The organism is Bacteroides faecichinchillae JCM 17102 (assembly GCF_000614145.1).
GTDB classification, from domain to species: domain Bacteria; phylum Bacteroidota; class Bacteroidia; order Bacteroidales; family Bacteroidaceae; genus Bacteroides; species Bacteroides faecichinchillae.
Map to the genome: position 1 here is coordinate 33,967 of NZ_BAKK01000008.1, position 23,776 is coordinate 57,742.

Sequence of the window (23,776 nt, forward strand, 5' to 3'; positions counted from 1 at the left end):
CAATAGGACGTAGGTATGAGATTAATAGTTAAGGGGGTATTAGCGATCTTTCTTATAATGTTTGTCAGCATTTCATTGAGTGCTCAATATATAGTACAAGGTATAGTGACAGATTCGCTGACAAAGGAACCTTTACCTTATGTATCAGTACGCCTGAAAGGTACGACAGAAGGTACGACTACCGGAAGTGACGGGCGTTTCTACTTTAAGACTCATCGTACAGAAGCTGTGCTTATTATATCTGCCATCGGTTATAACGAATACAATAGCCAGATTCATCCCTCTCGTGGAACCTCTTATAAAATTGCGTTATCAACAACGACCTATGCAATCAAAGAAATAACTGTAAAGCCCAAACGCGAACATTACCGTAAAAAAGATAATCCCGCTGTAGAGTTTGTCCGTCAAATGATAGAACATCGAGACGATCACTCTCCTGACGAAAAAGACTTCTGGCAACGTGAACGTTATGAAAAGACCACCTTTGCATTAAACAATTTCGATGAAGAAAAACAAAAGAAATGGCTATACCGTAAATTTGATTTCTTATCGAATTATGTAGATACTTCCGCTGTAACAGGTAAACCGATATTGACTGTCTCTGCAAGAGAGCTACTTGCTGTGGATTATTATCGCAAATCTCCCCGTACAGAAAAGCAACGGGTGAAAGGCCGTAAGCAAGCGGGTGTAGATGAGCTTCTTTCCCGTCAGGGAATGCAAGCAGCCATTAATGAGGTATTCAAAGACGTAAATATATATGATAATAATATCTCGCTCTTCACCAATAAGTTTGTTAGTCCATTATCACGTATCGGTACAGGATTTTATAAATACTATCTAATGGACACGTTGCAAATAGCCGGAGAGTCTTGTGCGGACCTGACCTTTGTACCCTTCAATTCTGAATCTTTCGGTTTTACGGGGCATTTATATGTAACCCTTGATTCCACCTATTTTGTTAAACGTGCCGTATTCAATTTCCCGAAAAAGATTAATTTGAACTTCGTTGATTATATGTTGCTTGAACAAGAATTTAAACGGGCAGAAGACGGTACACGTCTGCTTGACCATGAGAGCATTACAGTTGAGTTTAAACTAGCAGAAGGACAGGATGGTATTTTTGCTCGTCGTGTGGCAGATTACAACAACTATACCTTTGAACCGACTGCCGAAGCAGATAAAGCATTTAATTGTCCAGAACGCATTATAGAAGAAACAGAAGCCTTATCACGTTCTGAAAACTATTGGGCAGAGAATCGTCCTCAGTCTGCCATCTCCAAACAAGAGGACTCAGTAGACCGGTTGATGGAGCAATTACGAGGCTACCCGGTCTATTATTGGACGGAGAAAGTACTCTCCATTCTTTTTACGGGTTATATTCCCACTTCTAAAGAAGCACCACTTTTCTATATGGGGCCGATGAATGCAACTATCAGTGGTAATACACTCGAAGGACCCCGTATTCGCGCCGGGGGAATGACAACAGCTTGGCTTAATCCACATTTATTTGGTAAAGGATACATAGCCTATGGTTTCAAAGATGAACGACTGAAAGGACTTGCTGAAGTGGAATACTCTTTCAAAAAGAAAAAAGAATATGCTAACGAATTTCCGATTCATTCTTTAAAAGTGCGTTATGAATCGGACGTTAATCAATATGGTCAGAACTATTTGTATACAAGTAAAGATAATGTATTTCTGGCTTTGAAACGTGAAAAGGATGATCGCATTGGTTACTACCAACAAGCTGAAATGACCTATACCAATGAGTTTTATTCCGGCTTCTCATTCCAATTGACAGCCCGGAGAAGAACCGACGAATCATCTTATCTGATCCCTTTTATAAAGAAAGAGAATGATGGTTATTTCCCAGTGAAGAGATTCTCGATGAGTGCTGCCGAGGTGAAACTGCGTTATGCCCCGAATGAGAAATTCTTTCAGACTCAGTGGAATCGCTTTCCCGTTTCTTTAGATGCTCCGGTGTTCACCCTGTCTCATACTATTGCTGGTAAAGGTGTATTAGGGAGTAATTATACCTACAACCATACGGAAGCTGGTATTCAGAAACGCTTTTGGTTTTCTGCCTTTGGTTATACGGATGTTATCCTGAAAGCAGGGAAAGTATGGGATAAAGTACCATTTCCCTTGCTTATTATGCCCAATGCAAACCTTTCGTATACCATTCAGCCAGAGTCTTATTCATTAATGAATGCGATGGAGTTTATGAATGATGAATATTTCTCATGGGATGTTACTTATTTTCTCAACGGATGGTTATTCAACCGAATTCCGTTGCTGAAAAAACTGAAATGGAGAGAAGTACTTTCGTGCCGCGGAATATATGGTCATCTGAGTGATAAAAACAATCCGGAGATGAGTGACGGACTCTTTACTTTTCCAATAGCAGACACTCGTTCAATGGGGAAAACGCCTTATGTAGAAGCCGGAATTGGCATAGAGAATATATTTAAAGTTCTACGTCTGGACTATGTCTGGCGGCTAACGTACAAGGATTCACCTAATATTGACAAGTCAGGTTTGAGAATTAGTCTCCACATGACCTTTTAAAAGTTAAATCCTGCTAATTGCAATGTATATATGACAAATAAAAACCGTTTTAGTAATTAATTAATCTTATTTTTGCAACAATTTTAGTTTAATTTTAATAGAATAGAAATGAAACAAGAAATTAAACCCGCTACTGGACGTCTTGGCGTATTGGTTGTCGGAGTCGGTGGTGCGGTTGCTACCACAATGATTACAGGTACACTGGCCTCTCGTAAGGGACTGGCAAAACCGATAGGATCTATTTCACAGCTTGCTACAATGCGTATGGAAAACAACGAAGAGAAGCTCATCAAAGACGTTGTGCCTTTGACTGATTTGAAAGATATTGTTTTCGGTGGATGGGATATCTTCCCAGATAACGCATATGAAGCTGCCATGTATGCAGAGGTCTTGAAGGAAAAAGATCTGAATGGAGTAAAAGAAGAGTTGGAAGCTATTAAGCCGATGCCAGCTGCTTTCGATCACAACTGGGCAAAACGTCTGAACGGAACACACATTAAGAAAGCTGCTACCCGTTGGGAAATGGTAAAGCAACTCCGTCAAGATATTCGCGACTTTAAAGTTGCTAATAAGTGTGATCGTGTTGCTGTGCTTTGGGCTGCAAGTACTGAGATTTACATTCCTTTGTCAGACGAGCATAAGTCACTTGCTGCTTTAGAAAAAGCAATGAAAGACAACAATACAACTGTGATCTCTCCAAGTATGTGCTATGCTTACGCTGCTATTGCAGAAGGTGCGCCGTTTATTATGGGGGCTCCTAACTTGTGCGTAGATACTCCGGCAATGTGGGAATTCTCTAAGAAGATGAATGTTCCTATCTCCGGTAAAGACTTTAAGAGCGGTCAGACATTAATGAAGACAGTATTAGCACCGATGTTCAAAACTCGTATGCTGGGTGTGAGCGGTTGGTTCTCTACTAATATTTTGGGTAATCGTGACGGCGAGGTACTCGATGATCCGGACAACTTCAAGACAAAAGAAGTCAGCAAACTTTCTGTAATCGATACTATTTTCGAGCCGGAAAAATATCCGGATCTTTACGGTGATGTTTACCATAAAGTACGTATCAATTACTATCCTCCTCGTAAAGATAATAAAGAAGCATGGGATAACATCGACATCTTCGGATGGATGGGCTATCCGATGGAAATCAAGGTAAACTTCCTTTGTCGTGACTCTATCCTTGCTGCTCCTATTGCTCTTGACCTGGTATTGTTCAGTGACTTGGCTTTGCGTGCAGGTATGTGTGGTATCCAGACATGGTTGTCATTCTTCTGCAAGAGTCCGATGCACGATTTCGAACATCAGCCGGAGCACGATTTGTTTACTCAATGGAGAATGGTAAAACAAACATTGCGTAACATGATCGGTGAAAAAGAACCTGATTATTTAGCATAATAAGAGATCAATATAACCAAGTTGAGATTGAGATTTGCCCTGTTGTAAGGCAGGGCAGATACTCAACCTCAACTTTTGGTTTTAATCATAACCCTCAGATTGCTGTCTTCAATCAAAGCATACATCAATTGATGAAACCCCGTATAAGTAACTGACAACTATTGATTTATATTTTCTGCACTGTTGTTAGGTATTTTATGCTCGTTGATCGGTGATTAGTAATAAGTGAATAATTTGTAATTAGTAATTTGTAATTAATGAAGACCCCTCCCTTTTTGCCTGTTTTGATAGGTACAGGCTTTGGCTCAGGATTCTCTCCCGTAGCTCCCGGTACAGCTGGGGCATTATTGGCTTCTATTATCTGGATTGTCCTTTATTTCTTACTACCTTTTTCTATTTTGCTGTGGGTAACTGCTGCTTTGGTCATCTTTTTTACTTTTGCAGGTATTTGGGCTGCCAATAAGCTGGAAAGCTATTGGGGTGAAGACCCTTCACGCATAGTAGTGGATGAGATGGTAGGTGCATGGATTCCGTTATTGGCTGTTCCTGCTAATGAACAGTGGTTCTGGTATGTGATCGGTGCCTTTTGTCTTTTCCGGATCTTCGATATAGTTAAACCTTTGGGGATACGCAGAATGGAAAGTTTACAAGGAGGAGTAGGGGTAATGATGGACGATATCTTGGCAGGTATATACAGTTTTATTTTATTAATAGGAGTAAGATGGGTGATTGGCTGAGAAAATTTGCGCGAATGGTTTCCCAGAAAGGTGGTATTTTCATGTTTCTGAGGGCACAGCTTTCTGCCCAGATGGCAACTATCGCGGACTTTCTCGTGACTATCTTGTTAGTTAAACTATTCGAAGTATATTATGTCTATGCTACATTGGCAGGGGCAGTCTACGGAGGAATAGTCAATTGCGTTATTAATTATAAGTGGACTTTTAAATCAGATGGAAAGAAAATACACGTTGCTGTAAAATTTATAATCGTATGGTTTTGCAGTATTTGGTTGAATACGTGGGGGACGTATACACTGACTGAATCTCTTGGGAGAATTCCTTGGGTGCGCGATACGCTCAGTCAGCATTTCGGTGACTTTTTTATCATCCCTAAGATTGTAGTGTCAATCATAGTTGCGTTATTTTGGAACTACAATATGCAGCGTTATTTTGTGTACCGGAATTTGGACATTAAAGGTTTTTTTAAAAAACAGCATTGAATATAAACAGAAGAATTAGGATATGAATTACAGAGATTATTTACAAAAATTGATTTATAAGATCATTAATCCCGTAGTGCATGGAATGATTAAGATTGGGATCACTCCTAATTTTATCACTACTACCGGATTTCTACTGAATGTAGTTGCTGCAGGTGTGTTGATATATGCTTGCATGTACTGTGAATATGGTGAACTTGCATATTTGGGATGGGCAGGAGGTATTATCCTGTTTGCTGGTTTGTTCGATATGATGGACGGTCGTGTGGCACGTGTTGGAATATGAGTTCCACATTCGGTGCGCTTTACGACTCGGTTCTCGACCGTTACAGTGAGCTGATTACTTTTTTTGGTATTTGTTATTACTTGCTGATAAAAGGTTATTTTCTCTATTCCGTTATTGCTTTCGTTGCGTTAATCGGTTCGTTGATGGTAAGCTATGTGCGTGCTCGTGCTGAAGGTTTGGGGATAGAATGTAAAGTGGGCTTCATGCAACGTCCGGAACGAGTAGTGCTGACTAGTTTGGGAGCTTTGTTTTGCGGAATCTTTAAAGATGTCACTCTTTTCGATCCGATTCTGATATTAGTCTTTCCTTTAGCATTCGTTGCTCTATTTTCCAATATTACGGCCTTTATGCGTGTAAACCATTGCCGGAGAGTAATGATGCAGAACGAACCAAAGAAATATTAATCATGATAAAATCTGCCAAAATTCCATCAAAAAAAGAGGTTTGGACAGTAATCTGTGCATTAGCTCTTTTTCTTTTGCTGACAGGTCTGTTTATCGGACTTCGTATCGAACACTTGTTGATGGCAGCGATCTACTTAGTATTATTCTTTGTGGGATTACCTACCCGTAAACTAGCGGTGGCATTGTTACCATTCTTTATATTCGGTATTTCATATGACTGGATGCGTATATGTCCTAACTATCAGGTGAATCCGATTGACGTGGCAGGGCTGTATAATGCAGAGAAATCTTTGTTCGGAGTGATGGATGGCGGAGTGCTTGTTACTCCCTGTGAATACTTTGCAGCTCACCATTGGGTAATAGCTGATATTTTTGCTGGAATCTTTTATCTCTGTTGGGTACCTGTACCCATTGCATTTGGAATCTGGCTATATCTGTCGAAGTCGAGAAACATTTACCTGCGCTTTGCTATGGTTTTTCTGCTAGTCAATCTGATAGGTTTTGTCGGCTATTACATTCATCCGGCTGCTCCACCTTGGTATGCTATCAATTATGGTTTCGAACCGATCTTGAATACTCCGGGTAATGTAGCGGGGCTTAGTCGTTTTGATGCGCTTACAGGACTGACGGTTTTCGATTCTATCTATGGACGTAACGCTAATGTGTTTGCAGCAGTGCCTTCACTGCATGCGGCTTACATGGTAGTAGCATTAGCTTATGCCATCGTACACAGATGTAAATGGTATGTAATTACCCTTTTCTCCATTATCATGGTCGGTATTTGGGGAACAGCAGTATATTCTTGTCATCATTACATCATTGACGTGTTACTTGGCATATCTTGTGCTTTACTCGGCATTCTGATCTTTGAGAAAGGATTGATGAAATTAGGCGGCTTCCGTCGTTTCTTTGACAGATATTATAATTACATTAAATAATAATCTGTGGTGAAGCCACCTATTGACCCATAGATGAAGAATAAATACCGTAATTTGTTTCTCGTTTTCGGCATAACTGCTGTCCTGATAATGATTCTCACTTTTGACATGAATTATCAGGAGTTATGGGAAAACGTGAAATGTGCGGGGATTTATTTACCTCTGATCTTGTTGCTGTGGTCATTTATCTATTTAGTAAATACTTTATCGTGGTACATCATCATTCGTAGCGGTGGTAAGTTGGGACTTTCTTTTCCCCGGCTTTACAAGTTTACCGTTACCGGATTTGCACTTAATTATGTAACCCCTGTTGGATTGATGGGTGGCGAGCCATATCGTATCATGGAACTCACTCCATATATTGGAGTAGAGCGTGCCACATCTTCTGTGATTCTTTACGTGATGATGCACATCTTTTCTCATTTCTGCTTTTGGCTGAGTTCCGTTATGCTCTATGTATGCCTTTATCCGGTGGGGTGGGCAATGAGTATTTTACTTGGGGCAATCACTGTATTTTGTCTGCTGATTGTCATACTGTTTGTGAAAGGTTATCAACATGGTATGGCAGTAGCTTGCATTCGTATGGGGAGCCGTTTGCCTTTTTTGAAACATCGGGTTATCCGTTTTGCCGAAAAACATCACGAACAACTGGTAAATATTGACCGACAAATAGCTTTTTTGCATCAACAAAAGAAACGTACTTTCTATACAGCCCTTTTGCTGGAATATATGGCACGTGTAGTCAGTTGTCTGGAAATATGGCTTATCCTGAATGTCTTGACAACCAATGTCAGCTTTATCAGTTGCATCCTGATTGCGGCTTTTTCTTCATTGCTTGCCAATCTTCTATTCTTTATGCCGATGCAACTTGGCGGTCGTGAAGGAGGCTTTGCCCTTGCTGTAAGTGGTCTAGCCCTTTCCGGAGCTTATGGAGTATACACTGCTCTTATCACCCGTTTGCGTGAGATCTTTTGGATCGTAATCGGACTTGTACTAATGAAAATAGGAAATAAAAGTGATAATAAATCATTTTAAGCTCCAAGTTTCCTCTTTATTTTATCTAATTTTTTAAATTTGTCAGGCTTATAATATGTAGACAATGAATAATTTTATCTTTTACAGTCCTACCGAATTTGTATTCGGAAGAGGTGCGGAAGTTCAGACCGGAACGTTGGTAAAAAAATATGGTGCACATAAAGTAATGGTGGTTTATGGCGGGGGCTCTGTGGTTCGTAACGGACTTTTGGCGTGTGTGGAAAAATCCTTGCAGGAAGCAGGTATCGCTTATTGTATGCTTGGTGGTGTACAGCCCAATCCGGTTGATACGAAAGTGTATGAAGGGATAGAGCTTTGCCGTAAAGAACAGGTAGATATGATGCTTGCTGTAGGAGGAGGTTCGGTGATTGATACAGCAAAAGCCATTGCTGCCGGAGTTCCTTATGACGGTGACTTCTGGGATTTCTATATTGGGAAATCTACCGTAACGGAAGCCTTGAAAGTGGCTGTCGTACTAACTATTCCTGCTGCCGGAAGCGAAGGTTCCGGTAATACAGTCATAACCAAGGTAGCCGGTTTACAGAAACTCAGTCTTCGTGTCCCTGGTTTGCTTCGTCCTGTTTTTGCGGTGATGAATCCGGAATTGACATATACACTTCCTCCTTTCCAAACTGCCTGTGGCATTGCCGATATGATGGCGCACATTATGGAACGTTACTTTACTAATACTCAAGAGGTAGAAATAGGCGACCGTCTATGTGAAGGAACTTTGCTTGCTATCATCAAAGAAGCCGCTACTGTGATGAAAGAACCACAAAACTATGGTGCTCGAGCCAACTTGATGTGGTGTGGAACAATCGCTCATAACGGTACGTGTGGAGTTGGTTGTGAAGAAGACTGGGCTTCTCATTTTCTGGAACATGAAATGAGTGCTATTTATAATGTGACGCATGGAGCCGGATTATCGGTTATTTTCCCAGCTTGGATGACGTGGATGGTTGATCATCATGTTGATAAAATTGTCCAATATGCAATACGTGTATGGGGAGTGCCAGAATCAGAAGATAAGAAATCTGTTGCATTTGAAGGAATCTCCCGCTTGAAAGCCTTTTTCAAATCTATTGGATTGCCTATAACCTTTGCGGAATTAGGTATTGAAAATCCTGATATTGATCGATTAGTTGATAGCTTGCATCGTAACAAAGGTGAGTTGGTTGGTAATTATGTTAAACTTACCCGAAAAGATAGTGGAGAGATTTATAGATTGGCATTGTGAATAAACTCATATCATTGTTTTGTCTATTGGATACTGTAGGGTTATTTAGTGAGAATATTTATATAAATACTATTTGATTTTATTGTCATTGGTAGCTTGTCGAAATGATTGTCTTTTAAATTAGATAAAATAAAGTAGAATCTGTTCGTGAAATAGAAGATAATCTGAAAGTGTTTTTTTACTCCTTTAGCATTTCACATAGAACTGCGCTCATAAGGTTTGTTATCAAACTTGAGGTGTGCAGTTTAATGTTTTTTAGTAGTCTGTAATCCAGAGTCGGTACCAATCTTATGTCAAATACACTCATATATACTCTTGATTTAATGTTTGAAAACGTTTTGCCTTCTATGTTCTGAAAACAACTATACTTCTTATTTGTTATTGCCTACCCGGCGAAAAACTGTTCTGCCGGGTGATTGAATCAATAACAAAATATATGTCTATCGAAAAAGTTTGAGAACGGGATATGATATATATTTATGGTCTAATTCTTTAATGAGTAGTAAAATAATGAAGTTAGCGACATTTATGAAGCAAGTAGCCGATAGGCTCCAAATGGGGGGAAACTTTGGAACTGCACACGTATATCGGAGTAGTCTCAATGCCATTATTGCTTTTCATGGGAATGAGGATTTGGCTTTTCGGGAGGTGACTCCGGAATGGCTGAAAGGTTTTGAAATTCATCTTCGTAGCCGAGGATGCAGTTGGAATACGGTTTCCACTTATTTGCGTACTTTACGAGCGGTTTACAATCGAGCAGTGGATAGTCGTAAGGCTCCTTATGTGCCTTATTTGTTCCGCTCGGTCTATACCGGAACAAAAGCGGACCACCGTAGGGCATTGAACGACGAAGACATAAAGAAGGTATTTACTAAGTTACCGGGTACTTTTGCCAATATTCCTGTATTACGGCGTACCCAAGATTTATTTGTTTTGATGTTTTTACTTCGTGGGCTGCCTTTTGTCGATCTAGCCTATCTTCGCAAAAGTGATTTACGTGATAATGTTTTGACTTACCGTAGACGTAAAACGGGGCGTCCTTTGTCGGTAACATTAACTCCGGAAGCAATGTCGATCTTGAATAGATATGTAAATAGGAACAGCACTTCACCGTATCTATTTCCGCTTTTGACAAGTCGTGAAGGTACTCGGGAAGCGTATCGTGAATACCAAATGGCTCTTCGCAGTTTCAACCGGCAACTCATGTTATTGGGTGAAATACTGGGATTAGGTGATAGGCTGAGTTCATATAGTGCCCGCCATACTTGGGCCACAACTGCCTATTATTGCGAGATTCATCCGGGAATCATTTCCGAAGCTATGGGACATTCTTCAATCACTGTTACCGAGACTTACCTAAAACCTTTCAGGAATAAAAAAATAGACGAGGCAAATAAACGTGTAATAGATTATGTAAAACGCTTTGTGTCAGGTCTAATATGTTGAACTCTAGTCTGTTACTTCGTAGGTAACGGAGCTTAATAGCGGTGCAAATATGGAGATATTTTGGAAAACAACCAAACAAAAATGATATTTTTTCTGATAAACTACTAAAAAAAGAAAATAGCACAATAAAACTGCGGATTTCTTTGTATCAGTACTTTTGTTACCTTCCAATACATAACAAAGATTTTCCTCCCCTCTGCTCTCTTTCGAAAGCAGGGGTAAATATGTTTCAATGTAGTTTTGCCTGGTTTTTCGTTTAGATGGCTCTCTGAGAGCTGGTACAAAGGTGTTCCCGTTACCTACGAAGTAACGGGATAAATTCATTATCATCAAATGAATAATTCAGAGACTATATGAAAATGAATGAGACAAGGTCGGAGGTTTTCAATTAGACAACTAGAGACTATATTTTATTTTTTTTAATTTATAAATTAAAAGTTTTTTATTATGAACAAAAAGTTTTTAAGTGTAGCCCTGTTTGGAGCGCTGTTGGCGGTTTCATCAGGCACATTTACGTCTTGTAAAGACTATGATGACGACATCGACAGTTTGAGTGAACGTGTGGATGCAAATCAGGCAACATTGGACGCGAAGGTTAAAGAACTTCAGAATGCATTGGACGCTACTAAGCAAGAAATTGCTTCAGCTAAAAAAGCCGCAGAGGATGCACAAACAAGTGCAGAGAAAGCTGAGGCTGCCGCAAAAGAAGCTGCTGCAACTGCTAAAGCTGAAGCTATTGAAGAAGCACAAAAATTAGTTAATGAGCTGAGGGGTTCGATGGATCAGTATGATGAAAAGATAGCAGTGATTGAAGCTACTCTTAATTCTATCAATGGTCAGTTGGATAAGTTAGCTACCAAAGAACAATTAGCCGCTGCTGAAACTGCTCTTAAAACACAGATCTCAGCATTGGAAAGTTTCAAAGCTGCCATTGAGAAACTGAATTTAGGAACTGAACTTCCAGAAATGAAGTCACAGTTGAGTACATTACTCGGTGAAATGGCTGAATTGAAAACAAAAGTAAGTAGTAATGCAGAAAGCATTAGTAATCTGAAATCTGAATTATCAGCTCTTTCTACTGAGGTTAGCAATTTCCAGACAGGATTGAACACGTTGAATGATTTACTTTCTCAACGTCTCACTGCCTTGACATTTGCACCATCTCAGTTTATTAATGGTATTGAAGTTGTCAATTTTGCAACTTTGAGATATACTCCTTGGAACAATCTGCTGACTGACAAGGCTGATGGAAAAAAAGAAACTTCTATCAATGACGGAAAAACTACTGCTTATTATTATGCTAACCCGAGTAGTGTTAAAAAGTCAAGTATCAAGGGGCTTACCGTAATTACTAATGATGCTACTAATGAAATCAAGACCAGATCTGGTGAAAAGATTTCTGCTACTATTGCTGATATTAGTGCTACCGGTAAGGTAACTGTAAACTTGAAGAAATTGAGTGAGGGTTCATTCAATCAGGCTTCTGATAAGGAAAATGTAGAGAAATTTGCTATGATGCTATTCAGGCCGAAATTGCACTGACTCCTGAAGAAGAACAACAAGGTATTTCACCGGTTGTAACTTCTGACTGGGCACGTTTGGCCGAAACTTCTGCTATTCCGTTTATCCATAATAAGGAAGCTGCAACAGAGAAAGATGCAGATTTTGCTCATTTCTGGAATTATTCAACTATTCATGATGCTGCTAACGCAACTGACGTATGTACTACAGAAGGACAGTTTATCCTGAAACATCTGGCATATACTGACAATACTTTGAATCTGAATTCATTGGTTGAAGTTTGCGATAAAGAAGGAAATAAATACAATGCTGCAGACTACGGATTGGCTTTCGAATTTAACTTAATAGATTATTTGTTGAAAGACAATGCAGAGCAGTCTACTAACCAGAAGGAATTTGCTACAATCAGCGAAGAGGGTGTTATCTCTTCTCGTTCTCGTAATGGAGAAGCTCTGAATAGAGATGCTATTGGTCGCGAACCTCTGGTACAGGTAATTTTGAGAAATACTGCTAATAAGGAAGTGGTAGATGTACGTTACTTCAAGATTGCTTGGACAAGTGAAAGAGTAAATAAGGATTTGGGAGAATTAATCGCAACATTTACTCCGAATAACAAGTTTGCTTGCAATACTTCTTATGTAGGTATCGTAGGTACAGCTGAAATGAATGATAAGATTTACACTGTAGCTAAACAAAACGGTATTAGCAAGGAAGAATTCCACGAATTGTACAAGCTGGATGGTAATGTATATGCAAGTCTGGACGCTGCTAAGGCCGGTACTCCTGCTGTTACTACACTGGGTACTATTCAGGAAGTTCCTGCAGCTGGATCTGTTACAACATTCAACTTGCAGTGGGATATTGCTAATATTCAATTGACTAAGGAAGAATATGATGCAGGTAAAGCTGTAAGAACAGTATACGGACGTTATATCAGAAAGAGCGATGACGCTGAAACTTATACATTCAAGATTGTATTGACATTGACTGTTGATAAGATGGCATTTGTTGCCGGTTATATACAGACATACTGGAATACTGCTGATTTGACTACTAGCAACATTAATAAGGCATTCCAGGTTAATCCAGCTTTGACTGACGATGCTGTTTATGGTATCAGCAAATTCTATGATTGTCAGTTGATTGCTGATATGTTGAAGGGCTACAATAAGAATTCTGGTATTACAGAGGTTGTTGATCTGGTTTCTAATGCAGATGACGCAGAATTCCAATTTGATGAAGCACGCGTTAAAGTTCTTCTTGGTAATGAATGGAGCGTACGTCTCAATGGTACTATCTTGTACAAAAACAACGTAAAAGCTGCTGAAATTAATGGTAGTATCATCCGTTTGTATGAAGAGACTCCTTCTGTTGGCGCTCACAGTTTTGCAACTTCAGCTGCTCAGGAATTGTTAGGAAAGAATGTTCCGGTGAAACTTGTTGCTACTAACTGTGCAAATATCACTGTTGAACTTGATCACTTCTTGGTTAATTTCATTAATCCGTTGGCTATGACATTGGATGAAGTTAAGGAATCATTCAAAGACTTGCTGACTGGTGGTTCTACTATCAGCGTTGAAAAGATCGCTACTATCACAGAAACCTTCGGTTTGAAACGTACAGTTTGGGCTGACGGTAAAGAATTTGAACCTGCTAATAAGTTAGTTCAGTGGTACAACGTAGGTGGTGTAACTTGGGATTTGACTAACGCAACTACAAACTTGAAGAAACAAGGAGAAAGCATTGTTATCTCTCCGGATGTTAAAGCAAGCAAATGGAGTGACTTTAAAGATAAATATGTATTGGAAGCTACTCCGTCTGAAGCAGGTGCAAAATCTCTGACATTCAAGAATAATAGTGGTGCTCATATCCAACAGGCATTCCAGATTGCAGTTCCTGTATATGTAAACACTAAGTGGTCTCCGACATTGGCTGACCCGGAAATGACAATCGTAGTATTGACTGTTAATTCTGGTGAAACTAAATAATTGAAATCTTATTAGGAGAATTTCAATGAAATCTAAAAAGGAAGGCGTTCTCTTTTGAAAGAGAGAATGCCTTCTTTCTTAAAAAATAATATATAAGATGGATTGAAGAAATTTGCAGAACTTTATTATTAACTGTAGACTTATGAAGAAAAATATTTTAATCAGCTTAGTAGTATTACTCTGTACTACAATGACTTTTGCACAAGAACGGCAGGTAAAAGAACCAGCTAAGGTTATCTTTCATCCTCATTGGTTCATACAGGCACAAGCAGGAGCTGCTCATACCATCGGTGAAGCAAAATTAGTCGATCTTATCTCTCCGGCTGCGGCTTTCAATGTCGGATATAAATTTGCTCCGGCATTTGGGGCACGTATTGGAGTCAGCGGATGGCAAGCCAAAGGTGGTTGGGTTAGTCCGAAGCAAGATTATCAATATAAATATTTGCAGGGAAATGTCGATATCATGACAGACCTCAGTTCTTTGTTTTGTGGATTCAATCCGAAACGTGTCTTTAATGGTTATTTCTTTGCTGGAGTGGGTTTGAATCATGCATTTGATAATGACGAAGCAAATGCACTGGATACGAAAACCTATGAAATGGAATATCTTTGGAAAAATAGTAAAAATTTGGTTGCCGGACGTTTGGGATTAGGTTGTGACCTCCGTTTAAATGATCGTCTGGCTATTAACATTGAAGCAAATGCAAATTTATTATCAGATAAATTTAATTCGAAGAAAGCTGGAAACTGTGATTGGCAAATCAATGCTTTAGTCGGTTTGAGTATTAAACTTGGAAAGAGTTATAAAAAGATAGCTCCGGTATATTATGAACCGCAAACTGTGGTAACAGAACAACCGAAACCTACTCCCGTAGTGGAACAACCGAAACCAAAGGCGGAAGTTGCTACTGTTGAACCTATGAAACAAAGTATCTTCTTTGCTCTGAATTCTGCACGAATTCGAAATGATCAACAAGCTAAGATTGCTTTATTAGTCGAATATCTGGAAAAATATCCCGCTTCAAGAGTGACTGTAACCGGTTATGCTGATGCGAATACCGGAAATGCAAGAATTAATTCTAAACTTTCGGAAATGCGTGCGAAGAATGTGGCAGAAGCATTGAAAGCGAAAGGGATTGCAGCGGGAAGAATTGCGATCGATTTTAAAGGTGATACTGTACAACCTTATGATACTCCCGAAGAAAATCGCGTTAGTATTTGTATTGCAAAATAATATCTATCAAGACCCCTTTCTTCATAATGATTGTGTGAAGAAAATAATAAGGTGTAGAGAAGCAGAAGATTGTGCTTGTGAAAGTATATTCTTTGAAACCTACTCCTGTAGAGGATGCCCACTATAATGTTCCCCATTGGCATCCTCTTTTATAACAAAAGGCGGCTCGGTCTGTTCGAGTCGCCTTTTCTGTTATTTGATTTCGATTTCTTCCTTCATATCGATTTCCTCCCTATGTATATCATAGAACACATATTGAAGAAAAGCAAGTTTCTGATTAGGAATGATCTTGATACCGAATCCGTACTTCATTTGCCATTTACGCTTCAGAGACATGAGTCCCTGATTGATGTAAGCGGCCACATACGGATGGACGTGTAGCGAGAATTTCTTCACCTTCAGTTTATTGACCAGATAATCAATTTTACTCTCGAGAGTGTCCGTAAAGAGGATGGACGACTTGATGGTACCTTTTCCAAAGCAAGTAGGGCAAGTTTCGGACGTGTTTACGTCCATGGCTGGACGCACACGTTGGCGCGTAATCTGCATCAGTCCGAATTTGCTGAGAGGCAGAATATTATGACGTGCCCTGTCTTTTTGCATATTGGCACACATACGTTCGTAAAGCTTCTGACGGTTTTCAGCTTCATTCATGTCGATGAAGTCTACGACAATGATACCACCCATATCTCTCAATCTCAATTGGCGAGCCAGTTCGTCAGCGGCTCCCAAGTTTACTTCGAGTGCGTTACCTTCCTGCCCGTTGGCATTCTTGGTGCGGTTACCGCTGTTCACGTCTACTACGTGAAGCGCCTCAGTGTGCTCAATAATCAGGTAGGCACCACTCTTGTAAGAGATTGTTTTACCAAACGACGATTTAATTTGTTTGGTGATACCGAAATTGTCATAAATGGGAAGTTGTCCTTTGTACAGTTTCACAATGTTGGCGCGATCAGGTGCGATCAACGTAACATAGTCCTTGATTTCATTGTACACAGCCTCGTCATTGACGTATATATTCTCAAAAGAAGGATTGAAGAGGTCACGTAGCAAACCTACAGCGCGGCTTGTCTCTTCATAAATCAACGTCGGATACTTGGTGGCTTTTTGCACTTTGGTCATTGCATCTTCCCAATGTTTGACTAGGACTCTAAGCTCTCCGTCGAGTTCCGCTACACGTTTACCTTCGGCTACCGTTCGCACAATGACACCAAAATTTTTCGGCTTGATGCTCATCAGCAGTTGTTTCAGGCGGGCGCGTTCTTCGCTCGATTTAATTTTTTGGGAAACAGATACCTTATCGTTGAAGGGAATCAATACCAAATAGCGTCCGGCAAAAGAAATTTCGGACGTTAATCGGGGACCCTTGGTCGAAATAGGCTCTTTAACAATTTGCACCACTACTTCTTGTCCGACCTTTAATGTATTGGCTACAGTGCCATCCTTGTCAAGGTCAGGAAGTATGGTTGCTTTGCTGATGGAGTTCAGCTTCTTTCTGTCGCTTAGAGTTTGCTTTACAAACTTTTCGAGTGAGTTAAATTGAGGTCCCAGGTCTAAATAATGAAGGAAAGCGTCTTTCTCGTAACCGACGTCCACAAAGCACGCATTCAGTCCCGGCATCAATTTCTTGATACGTCCCAAATACATATTACCCACAGAGAAAGAAATGTTTGTTCCTTCGCTTTGAAGTTCCACCAGACTTTTATCTTCGAGAAGGGCGATGGAGACCTCTTTGGGTTGTACGTCTACTACTAGTTCACTTGTCACAGTTTCCTTTCCTTAAGTTATATTAGTTGAATCTCAATACAATGAACAACTTTTTTTACATTTTGTTCATTAAGGTCAGCTACTTAAACAAAGAACAAACTTGAAAGACATAAGCTTCGCAAGTTTGTTCTTTATTCTGTTTTGACTCAGACTTAAAAATTATTTTTTGCTTTTATGTCTGTTCTTTCTTAGTCTTTTTTTACGCTTGTGCGTAGACATTTTATGTCTTTTTTTCTTTTTTCCGCTAGGCATAGCTTCACAATTTTATTGGTTAATACTCTTGTTTATTATTTCTTCACTGAGATTGTAAATGTCTTAGCCGGTTTGAACGCCGGAATGTTGTGTTCCGGAATGATGATGGTAGTGTTCTTTGAAATATTACGAGCTGTCTTTTGTGCTCTTTTCTTCACTACGAAGCTACCAAATCCGCGAAGATATACATTTTCATCTTTTGACAAAGAATCTTTCACAGCATCCATGAATGCTTCCACTGTTGTAAGAACTGTAACCTTGTCAATTCCGGTTTTCTTTGTAATCTCGTTTACAATATCTGCTTTAGTCATTTTTTTTAAAAAAAAAAATTATTACTCTGTTATTGCTAATTTTTTGGACTGCAAATATATAGCTTTTTAGTGGCTCTAAAAAATATATTTCGGACTATTTTTAGAAAAAGTCGTGAGATTATATGTTATTAAGCTGATTATGAGATGTTCTTTGTTATTCGAAATCGAATTTTTCTGGAAGGTATAGAGAACTCATCTATATATAATAGGTATAAAGTTTCAATTGACATTATAGGAAGCCGGCATGTTAACAGATGATTAGAGAAATAAGAATTAGAACCTTTTCTGTTTTTTGAAAAACAGGTTGTGGAGTATGATTGAACAACTCATGAGGTTGGATAAAAATATTATTTGGGAAGGAAACAAATTTTGTCGTCACTAAATCGTTAGTTTTCGTGTTTTACAATCGTTTTTACTTGGAAATATATAACTAAAATAGTATAAGTGTCATATTTTTAAGCACAAATATCATTTTTGAGAGTTGTTTTACTAAAAAAATATCTAGGTTTGCTAAAAAAAAGATATACATTCATTTTTATTAATTTTATACAGTTGGATCTAAAAAACGGGTAAGTTAATTGTTTGTAGTGCATTGCCCCAATCAAAAAGAACAAAGTTATAGTGCTGTAAATATGAATATGATTAAATATTGAAAAGTGATACATTAACCGATAAATTAAATGAATATGAAAAAGTTGTTTTATTTTTATTGTGTTTTGTTTGTTTCGATAAGTATTAGTTCTTGTGTACAGGATCAAATGTTCGAGAATGAAAGTGAGAAACAATTGGAATTGGCAAACTATAATTATGTTTGTAATTCGAAAAATAAATGTATTCCTACTGTTAGTATCAGTGGTAATAGGAAGGATAGCGAATGTGCATTTATCTTGTGTAAATCATGATAATGATCATGAATTCACATTTAGATGTTGGGGGAAAAATGGATTTATATACAAAGAAGAAAATTTTCTTTCTGCCAATAGTTCGTTTACTATTGGTTTTCCACCATCATCTACTAATAAGGCCTATGATGTTTCGTATAGCCTTTCTTGTCGTAGTTGCTATCAATGTAGTACTTCAGGTGTGATTCGGATAAATCCAGATGAGACCATAGATGCAGGTTCTATAAATGATTGTTTTAAAGATTATTTGAGCTATTCTGTTATGTTAAATTACGGATACTCAAATAGTGTAATTATAGAAACACAAGATTATAACCATTTTCATGATGAAGCAAATTATATGGACGTTAATAAGATACGGGTATATATTATAGATACGTATGGACAAAAAAGATTGTATCCTTCTCCTGTATCCATAGAGTTATTATCACCTTACCGACTTAGAATATATGGTCTTCCTACGTCTAATAATACTCTTTCTATGAAAAGTTGTCAAGTTGAATTGTACAATGAGAAATGTAAAGGTAACTTTGAACACTATTTGTACTTTATTTATACAAGTCATGGAGATATACGTTTAGGACAGTATGTTTTACAGAATCATAAAGAACATTAAATAAATGATTAGAATGAAACGAATAATTTTATCAATGATTTCTATGGCTCTGTTCATAGGATGTGCAAGTAGGAAGTATAGCGTTTTCGCCTCTTTTTATAAAGTAGAAAAAACGGATTCTGTACGGATTGACAGTCATTCAATTGATTTGGACAGTATGCGTGTACTAATTGTAAGTATGCAAGATACGATTGCAAAGGATTTGAATATCAGTCAGCAGAAAAAAACGACTGTAGAGTATGAATCTCCGTACAATCGATATAAATGGTATAATCCGAATCAGGCAAACTATTCTTTTTCGCGCTGGCAGGGAAGTGTGGAATATCAATTTTTCAATAATATAATTGCACGTAGGGTGACTGAACTCTTGAAAGCTAAAACACCCACTGCTTTAGTGGAGAGTACGAGAAAAATATTCGATGAGCAGGAAGTGGAGGATATCAACAAACGGTTTAATGCCGGATTGGTTGCTGTCATACGTGATATAAATTTTACTTTTGATTCTAAAAACGAATTTAGTAGCTATAAATCTTCTCCTGCTTTTCCTCATACCTATTCTTGGGGAGGAGATAATGTTTCGCAATCACAAGGAACAATGGTATGTTATCAGTCCGTTTGGGATTTGTTTTGGTTGGACACTTCTGGTTATCAAGTATTGCGTAAACAGACTATTGTACAGACAGGCAGATATTACGCCGGAGATGATGGAGAACCACTGGAAAAAGTGTTATCATGTGCCTTAAAAGCAGGTGATGATTTTATTAACTTGTTTAAGTGAGGACTGGATAATTTTCAAAATAATGATTGATCTAATTTCGATTTATTGATATTCAGTGGCTATCCTGAATACGTGTTTTTGAGTTCTTGGGAATATATTCTGCACATTTTCTAAAAAAGTGGAGGCATTAAGTTTTCTTAGAGTCAAAAGAGTTACTTTTGTGTGTCTTTTGAATAGCATATACAAGATAATTGTTAGACGAATCCTTTAGTGTGGAATGAATGAATTTACAAGAACGATCGTAGAGTGGTATAATGAGTATAAACGAGATTTGCCTTGGAGAGAATCATCGGACCCTTATTTGATATGGATTTCCGAGATTATTCTTCAGCAGACACGTGTAGCGCAGGGATATGATTACTATCTCCGTTTTATTAGACGTTTTCCCAATGTGCAGGCATTGGCAGACGCTGACGAAGATGAAGTGATGAAGTATTGGCAGGGACTGGGATATTACTCTCGTGCCCGTAATCTTCATGCTGCTGCCAGAAGTATGAATGGCGTTTTTCCGAAAACGTATCAGGAGGTGTTATCATTGAAAGGAGTGGGGGAGTATACAGCAGCAGCTATTTGTTCTTTCGCTTATGGAATGCCTTATGCAGTGGTAGATGGTAATGTATACCGGGTTCTTTCGCGTTACTTTGGGATAGATACGCCGATTGATTCGACAGAAGGGAAAAAGCTTTTTGCTACTTTGGCGAATGAAATGCTGGATAAGAAACATCCGGCGTTATACAATCAGGGAATTATGGATTTCGGTGCGATACAGTGTACTCCACAGTCGCCCAACTGTTTGTTTTGTCCGTTGGCGGAAAGTTGTTCGGCTTTGGCTATGGGACGTGTGGCATTACTTCCGGTCAAGCAGCATAAAACGAAAACGACCAATCGCTATTTTAATTATATTTATGTACGTTCGGGCGTGTACACATATATAAATAAACGTACGGCAGATGATATCTGGAAGAATCTGTTTGAGCTTCCTTTGATTGAAACTCCTGTCTCTGTGACTGAAGAAGAGTTTCTGGCTTTGCCGGAGTTTCAATCATTGATTGCCGAGGAAGAGAAGCCACTGGTACGTACTGTTTGTAGGGATGTGAAGCACATCTTGTCTCATCGGGTAATTTATGCTAATTTCTATGAAGTAACGTTGCCCGAAGATTCGGTTTCCTTCACTAATTATCAGAAAATAAAAATGGACGAACTGGGGCGGTATGCAGTTCCTAAGCTAGTACATGCTTTTATTGAGAAGTATGTCGGTTTGAAATAAAAGTAACAACAATTCTTGCATTCTATTGTTATTCTGTTTAATTTTGGCAGCAGATTTAATTTTTGAATAATAATCCCGATACATATATGTCAGTAAATAAAGTGATATTATTAGGAAATGTAGGACAAGATCCGAAAGTGAAATACTTTGATACGGGATCGGCTGTGGCTACTTTCCCTTTGGCTACAACAGATCGTGCTTATACGTTGGCAAATGGAACTCAGGTTCCCGAAAGAACAGAATGGCATAATATCGTAGCTTCGAACCGTTTAGCCGAAATTGTAGATAAATATGTGCATAAAGGTGATAAGTTATATCTGGAAGGAAAGATAAGGACTCGTTCTTATAGTGACCAGTCAGGAGCGATGCGTTATATCACCGAGGTTTATGTAGATAATATGGAAATGTTGAGCCCTAAAGGTGCTAACCCGGGTATGGGAACTTCTGCCGGACAACAAGCTGCTTCGGCGCAATCTAATCCTGTGCAACAGGCGCAACTTTCTCAGACACAATCCGCACAAGGTGGTTCGGCGGATGATTTACCGTTCTAAAATACTGTGATAATGTGTCAATAAGTTGCATAAACTCATTGGCACATTATTTTTTGTTTAATTAAAATATATATTCTTTGGACTCAGATGGTTATTTAAGCCAATTGGCTGACATTTTTAACGGTATTACCGTACACACTCCTTCTATCTCTGCTATTATAGCCATAGTGCTGGCAGGTATTCTTCTGCTTGCTTCTGGCTTTGCTTCGGCTTCTGAAATAGCTTTTTTCTCTCTTGGTCCTTCAGATCTGAATGATATTGAAGACCACAATCATCCTTCCGACAATAAGATCAGTGCACTTTTGAGTGATTCGGAACGTTTGTTGGCAACTATCTTGATTACGAACAACTTTGTGAACGTAACGATTATTATGCTCTGCAACTTTTTCTTCATGAATGTGTTTTCTTTCCATTCTCCTTTTGCAGAGTTTTTGATATTGACTGTCATTCTTACATTCTTGTTATTGTTGTTTGGTGAGATTATGCCGAAAATTTATTCGGCACAGAAAACGTTGGCTTTCTGTCGTTTCTCTGCACCGGGAATTTATTTCCTTGAAAAGGTATTTCGTCTGGTTGCTTCTGTTTTGGTGCAGTCTACCACTTTTCTAAATAAACATTTCGCAAAGAAGAATCATAATATTTCTGTCGATGAGCTTTCTCATGCTTTGGAACTTACGGATAAGGCCGAAATCTCGGAAGAAAACAATATTTTGGAAGGGATTATACGTTTTGGAGGTGAGACTGTAAAAGAGGTGATGACATCGCGTTTGGATATGTCGATTTGGATATTCGTACACCTTTTAAGGAGGTGATGCAATGTATCATTGAGAATGCTTATTCGCGTATTCCTGTTTATTCCGGCTCAAGGGATAATATCAAGGGAGTACTTTATATAAAAGACCTTTTGCCACATGTTAATAAGGGAGATAATTTCCGTTGGCAGTCGTTGATTCGTCCGGCTTATTTTGTTCCTGAAACGAAGATGATCGATGATCTTTTACGTGATTTTCAGGCTAATAAGATTCATATTGCTATTGTTGTAGATGAGTTTGGAGGAACTTCCGGTCTGGTGACGATGGAAGATATTATTGAGGAAATTGTTGGTGAGATCCACGATGAATATGATGACGAAGAACGTACCTATGTGAAGTTGAATGATCATACTTGGGTGTTTGAGGCAAAGACTCAGCTGACAGACTTCTATAAAATTGCAAAAGTAGACGAGGATGAATTTGAAAAGGTAGTAGGGGATGCGGATACATTGGCTGGTATGTTGCTTGAAATTAAGGGAGAGTTTCCTGCACTGCATGAAAAAGTAACGTATCATCATTACGAGTTTGAAGTGTTGGAAATGGATAGTCGGCGTATCTTGAAAGTCAAATTCACGATCAATCCAGTAGAGAGTCAGAAGTCGAAAGAGTAGGATGGCTTTATTTCTGCAACATAAGGAACGCTCTTGTCAGTGGGCAGTCTGGAAGATGGACGAAGGTATAGAGGAATTATTGAATCTTTTGCCTGTTTCGTTAAAAACAGAATATGAAAAAGAGATCCAACAGTTTACGTCTGAGCATCGGAGACAGGAATGGCTATCGGTTCGTGTTTTGTTATTTACCCTCCTGGAAGAGAAGAAGGAAATTGGATATAAATCCAGTGGTAAACCTTTTTTGGTAGACGGTTCCTTTTATATTAGTATTTCTCATACCAAAGGGTATGTAGCAGTCATCCTAAGTTCGGAAGTACTGGTGGGAATTGATATTGAACAGTATGGAAAACGTATTCACAAAGTCATCGATCGTTTTATACGTCCAGATGAACAGGTTGGTTCTTATCAAGGGGATATTACGTGGGGATTATTATTACATTGGTCAGCTAAAGAAACAGTTTTTAAATACATGAAAGATCCCGATGCTGACTTGCGGAAACTTTGTTTATCTCCTTTTATCCTCCAAAAGGAAGGACAGTTTCAGCTTCGGGAATATGTCACAGAACAGAAGCAACTGTTTGATGTGGGCTATCGCATTAATCCCGATTTTGTATTAACTTGGGTAGCCGGTTGAT

Annotated in this window: 18 protein-coding genes and 2 pseudogenes; 18 read left to right on the forward strand and 2 right to left on the reverse strand. The window is 38.7% G+C overall.

Features of this window, described 5'->3' with window-relative positions; genetic code table 11:
- Positions 1-15: 15 nt before the first annotated feature.
- The 12 genes and pseudogenes from JCM17102_RS05915 to JCM17102_RS05975 all read left to right on the forward strand — a co-directional run bounded on the left by JCM17102_RS05915 (position 16) and on the right by JCM17102_RS05975 (position 15,274).
- On the forward strand, positions 16-2,568 hold the full coding sequence (locus JCM17102_RS05915; protein WP_025074385.1) for a DUF5686 family protein: 2,553 nt from the start codon (positions 16-18) through the stop codon (positions 2,566-2,568).
- A gap of 108 nt (positions 2,569-2,676) precedes the next feature.
- Complete coding sequence (locus JCM17102_RS05920; protein WP_025074386.1) at positions 2,677-3,966, forward strand: inositol-3-phosphate synthase; 1,290 nt, start codon at positions 2,677-2,679, stop codon at positions 3,964-3,966.
- 257 nt (positions 3,967-4,223) lie between these two features.
- The gene (locus JCM17102_RS05925) at positions 4,224-4,703 is read left to right on the forward strand and encodes a phosphatidylglycerophosphatase A family protein (protein WP_025074387.1); all 480 of its coding nucleotides are present in this window, start codon (positions 4,224-4,226) and stop codon (positions 4,701-4,703) included.
- A gap of 14 nt (positions 4,704-4,717) precedes the next feature.
- The gene (locus JCM17102_RS05930) at positions 4,718-5,185 is read left to right on the forward strand and encodes a GtrA family protein (RefSeq protein WP_025074388.1); all 468 of its coding nucleotides are present in this window, start codon (positions 4,718-4,720) and stop codon (positions 5,183-5,185) included.
- A 22-nt stretch (positions 5,186-5,207) separates the two neighbouring features.
- Positions 5,208-5,875: pseudogene (locus JCM17102_RS26400) on the forward strand (CDP-alcohol phosphatidyltransferase family protein).
- A gap of 2 nt (positions 5,876-5,877) precedes the next feature.
- Positions 5,878-6,813, forward strand: a complete 936-nt coding sequence (locus JCM17102_RS05940) for a phosphoinositol dihydroceramide synthase (protein WP_025074389.1) — start codon at positions 5,878-5,880, stop codon at positions 6,811-6,813.
- Positions 6,814-6,846: 33 nt separating this feature from the next.
- On the forward strand, positions 6,847-7,848 hold the full coding sequence (locus JCM17102_RS05945) for a lysylphosphatidylglycerol synthase transmembrane domain-containing protein (RefSeq protein ID WP_025074390.1): 1,002 nt from the start codon (positions 6,847-6,849) through the stop codon (positions 7,846-7,848).
- Between the two features lie 64 nt (positions 7,849-7,912).
- Complete coding sequence (locus tag JCM17102_RS05950) at positions 7,913-9,085, forward strand: iron-containing alcohol dehydrogenase (protein WP_025074391.1); 1,173 nt, start codon at positions 7,913-7,915, stop codon at positions 9,083-9,085.
- Between the two features lie 507 nt (positions 9,086-9,592).
- Entirely contained in the window at positions 9,593-10,531 is a 939-nt protein-coding gene (locus tag JCM17102_RS05955; RefSeq protein WP_025074392.1) for a tyrosine-type recombinase/integrase, read from the forward strand.
- Between the two features lie 447 nt (positions 10,532-10,978).
- On the forward strand, positions 10,979-12,073 hold the full coding sequence (locus JCM17102_RS05965; RefSeq protein ID WP_025074394.1) for a hypothetical protein: 1,095 nt from the start codon (positions 10,979-10,981) through the stop codon (positions 12,071-12,073).
- 56 nt (positions 12,074-12,129) lie between these two features.
- Positions 12,130-14,040 carry a hypothetical protein gene (locus JCM17102_RS05970; RefSeq protein WP_025074395.1) on the forward strand — a complete coding sequence of 637 codons (1,911 nt, stop codon included), beginning with the start codon at positions 12,130-12,132 and terminating at the stop codon, positions 14,038-14,040.
- A gap of 142 nt (positions 14,041-14,182) precedes the next feature.
- Positions 14,183-15,274, forward strand: a complete 1,092-nt coding sequence (locus tag JCM17102_RS05975; protein ID WP_025074396.1) for an OmpA family protein — start codon at positions 14,183-14,185, stop codon at positions 15,272-15,274.
- A 192-nt stretch (positions 15,275-15,466) separates the two neighbouring features.
- On the opposite strand, the gene JCM17102_RS05980 is transcribed toward JCM17102_RS05975, so the two are convergent.
- A complete protein-coding gene (locus tag JCM17102_RS05980) occupies positions 15,467-17,041 on the reverse strand; it encodes an Rne/Rng family ribonuclease (protein ID WP_025074397.1) in 1,575 nt (524 codons plus the stop codon).
- A gap of 287 nt (positions 17,042-17,328) precedes the next feature.
- Positions 17,329-17,604 carry an HU family DNA-binding protein gene (locus tag JCM17102_RS05985; RefSeq protein ID WP_025074398.1) on the reverse strand — a complete coding sequence of 92 codons (276 nt, stop codon included), beginning with the start codon at positions 17,602-17,604 and terminating at the stop codon, positions 17,329-17,331.
- A 768-nt stretch (positions 17,605-18,372) separates the two neighbouring features.
- Between JCM17102_RS05985 and JCM17102_RS22295 the strand changes: the two genes are divergently transcribed.
- The 6 genes and pseudogenes from JCM17102_RS22295 to JCM17102_RS06025 all read left to right on the forward strand — a co-directional run bounded on the left by JCM17102_RS22295 (position 18,373) and on the right by JCM17102_RS06025 (position 23,775).
- A complete protein-coding gene (locus JCM17102_RS22295; protein ID WP_139262173.1) occupies positions 18,373-19,122 on the forward strand; it encodes a hypothetical protein in 750 nt (249 codons plus the stop codon).
- Positions 19,123-19,135: 13 nt separating this feature from the next.
- Entirely contained in the window at positions 19,136-19,900 is a 765-nt protein-coding gene (locus tag JCM17102_RS06005; protein WP_136498278.1) for a hypothetical protein, read from the forward strand.
- 217 nt (positions 19,901-20,117) lie between these two features.
- Complete coding sequence (mutY, locus tag JCM17102_RS06010; protein WP_025074403.1) at positions 20,118-21,167, forward strand: A/G-specific adenine glycosylase; 1,050 nt, start codon at positions 20,118-20,120, stop codon at positions 21,165-21,167.
- 86 nt (positions 21,168-21,253) lie between these two features.
- Positions 21,254-21,718 carry a single-stranded DNA-binding protein gene (locus JCM17102_RS06015; protein WP_025074404.1) on the forward strand — a complete coding sequence of 155 codons (465 nt, stop codon included), beginning with the start codon at positions 21,254-21,256 and terminating at the stop codon, positions 21,716-21,718.
- A 77-nt stretch (positions 21,719-21,795) separates the two neighbouring features.
- Positions 21,796-23,141 (forward strand): annotated as a pseudogene (locus JCM17102_RS26405) (gliding motility-associated protein GldE).
- A gap of 1 nt (position 23,142) precedes the next feature.
- Positions 23,143-23,775, forward strand: a complete 633-nt coding sequence (locus tag JCM17102_RS06025) for a 4'-phosphopantetheinyl transferase family protein (RefSeq protein WP_025074405.1) — start codon at positions 23,143-23,145, stop codon at positions 23,773-23,775.
- Position 23,776: the final 1 nt, after the last annotated feature.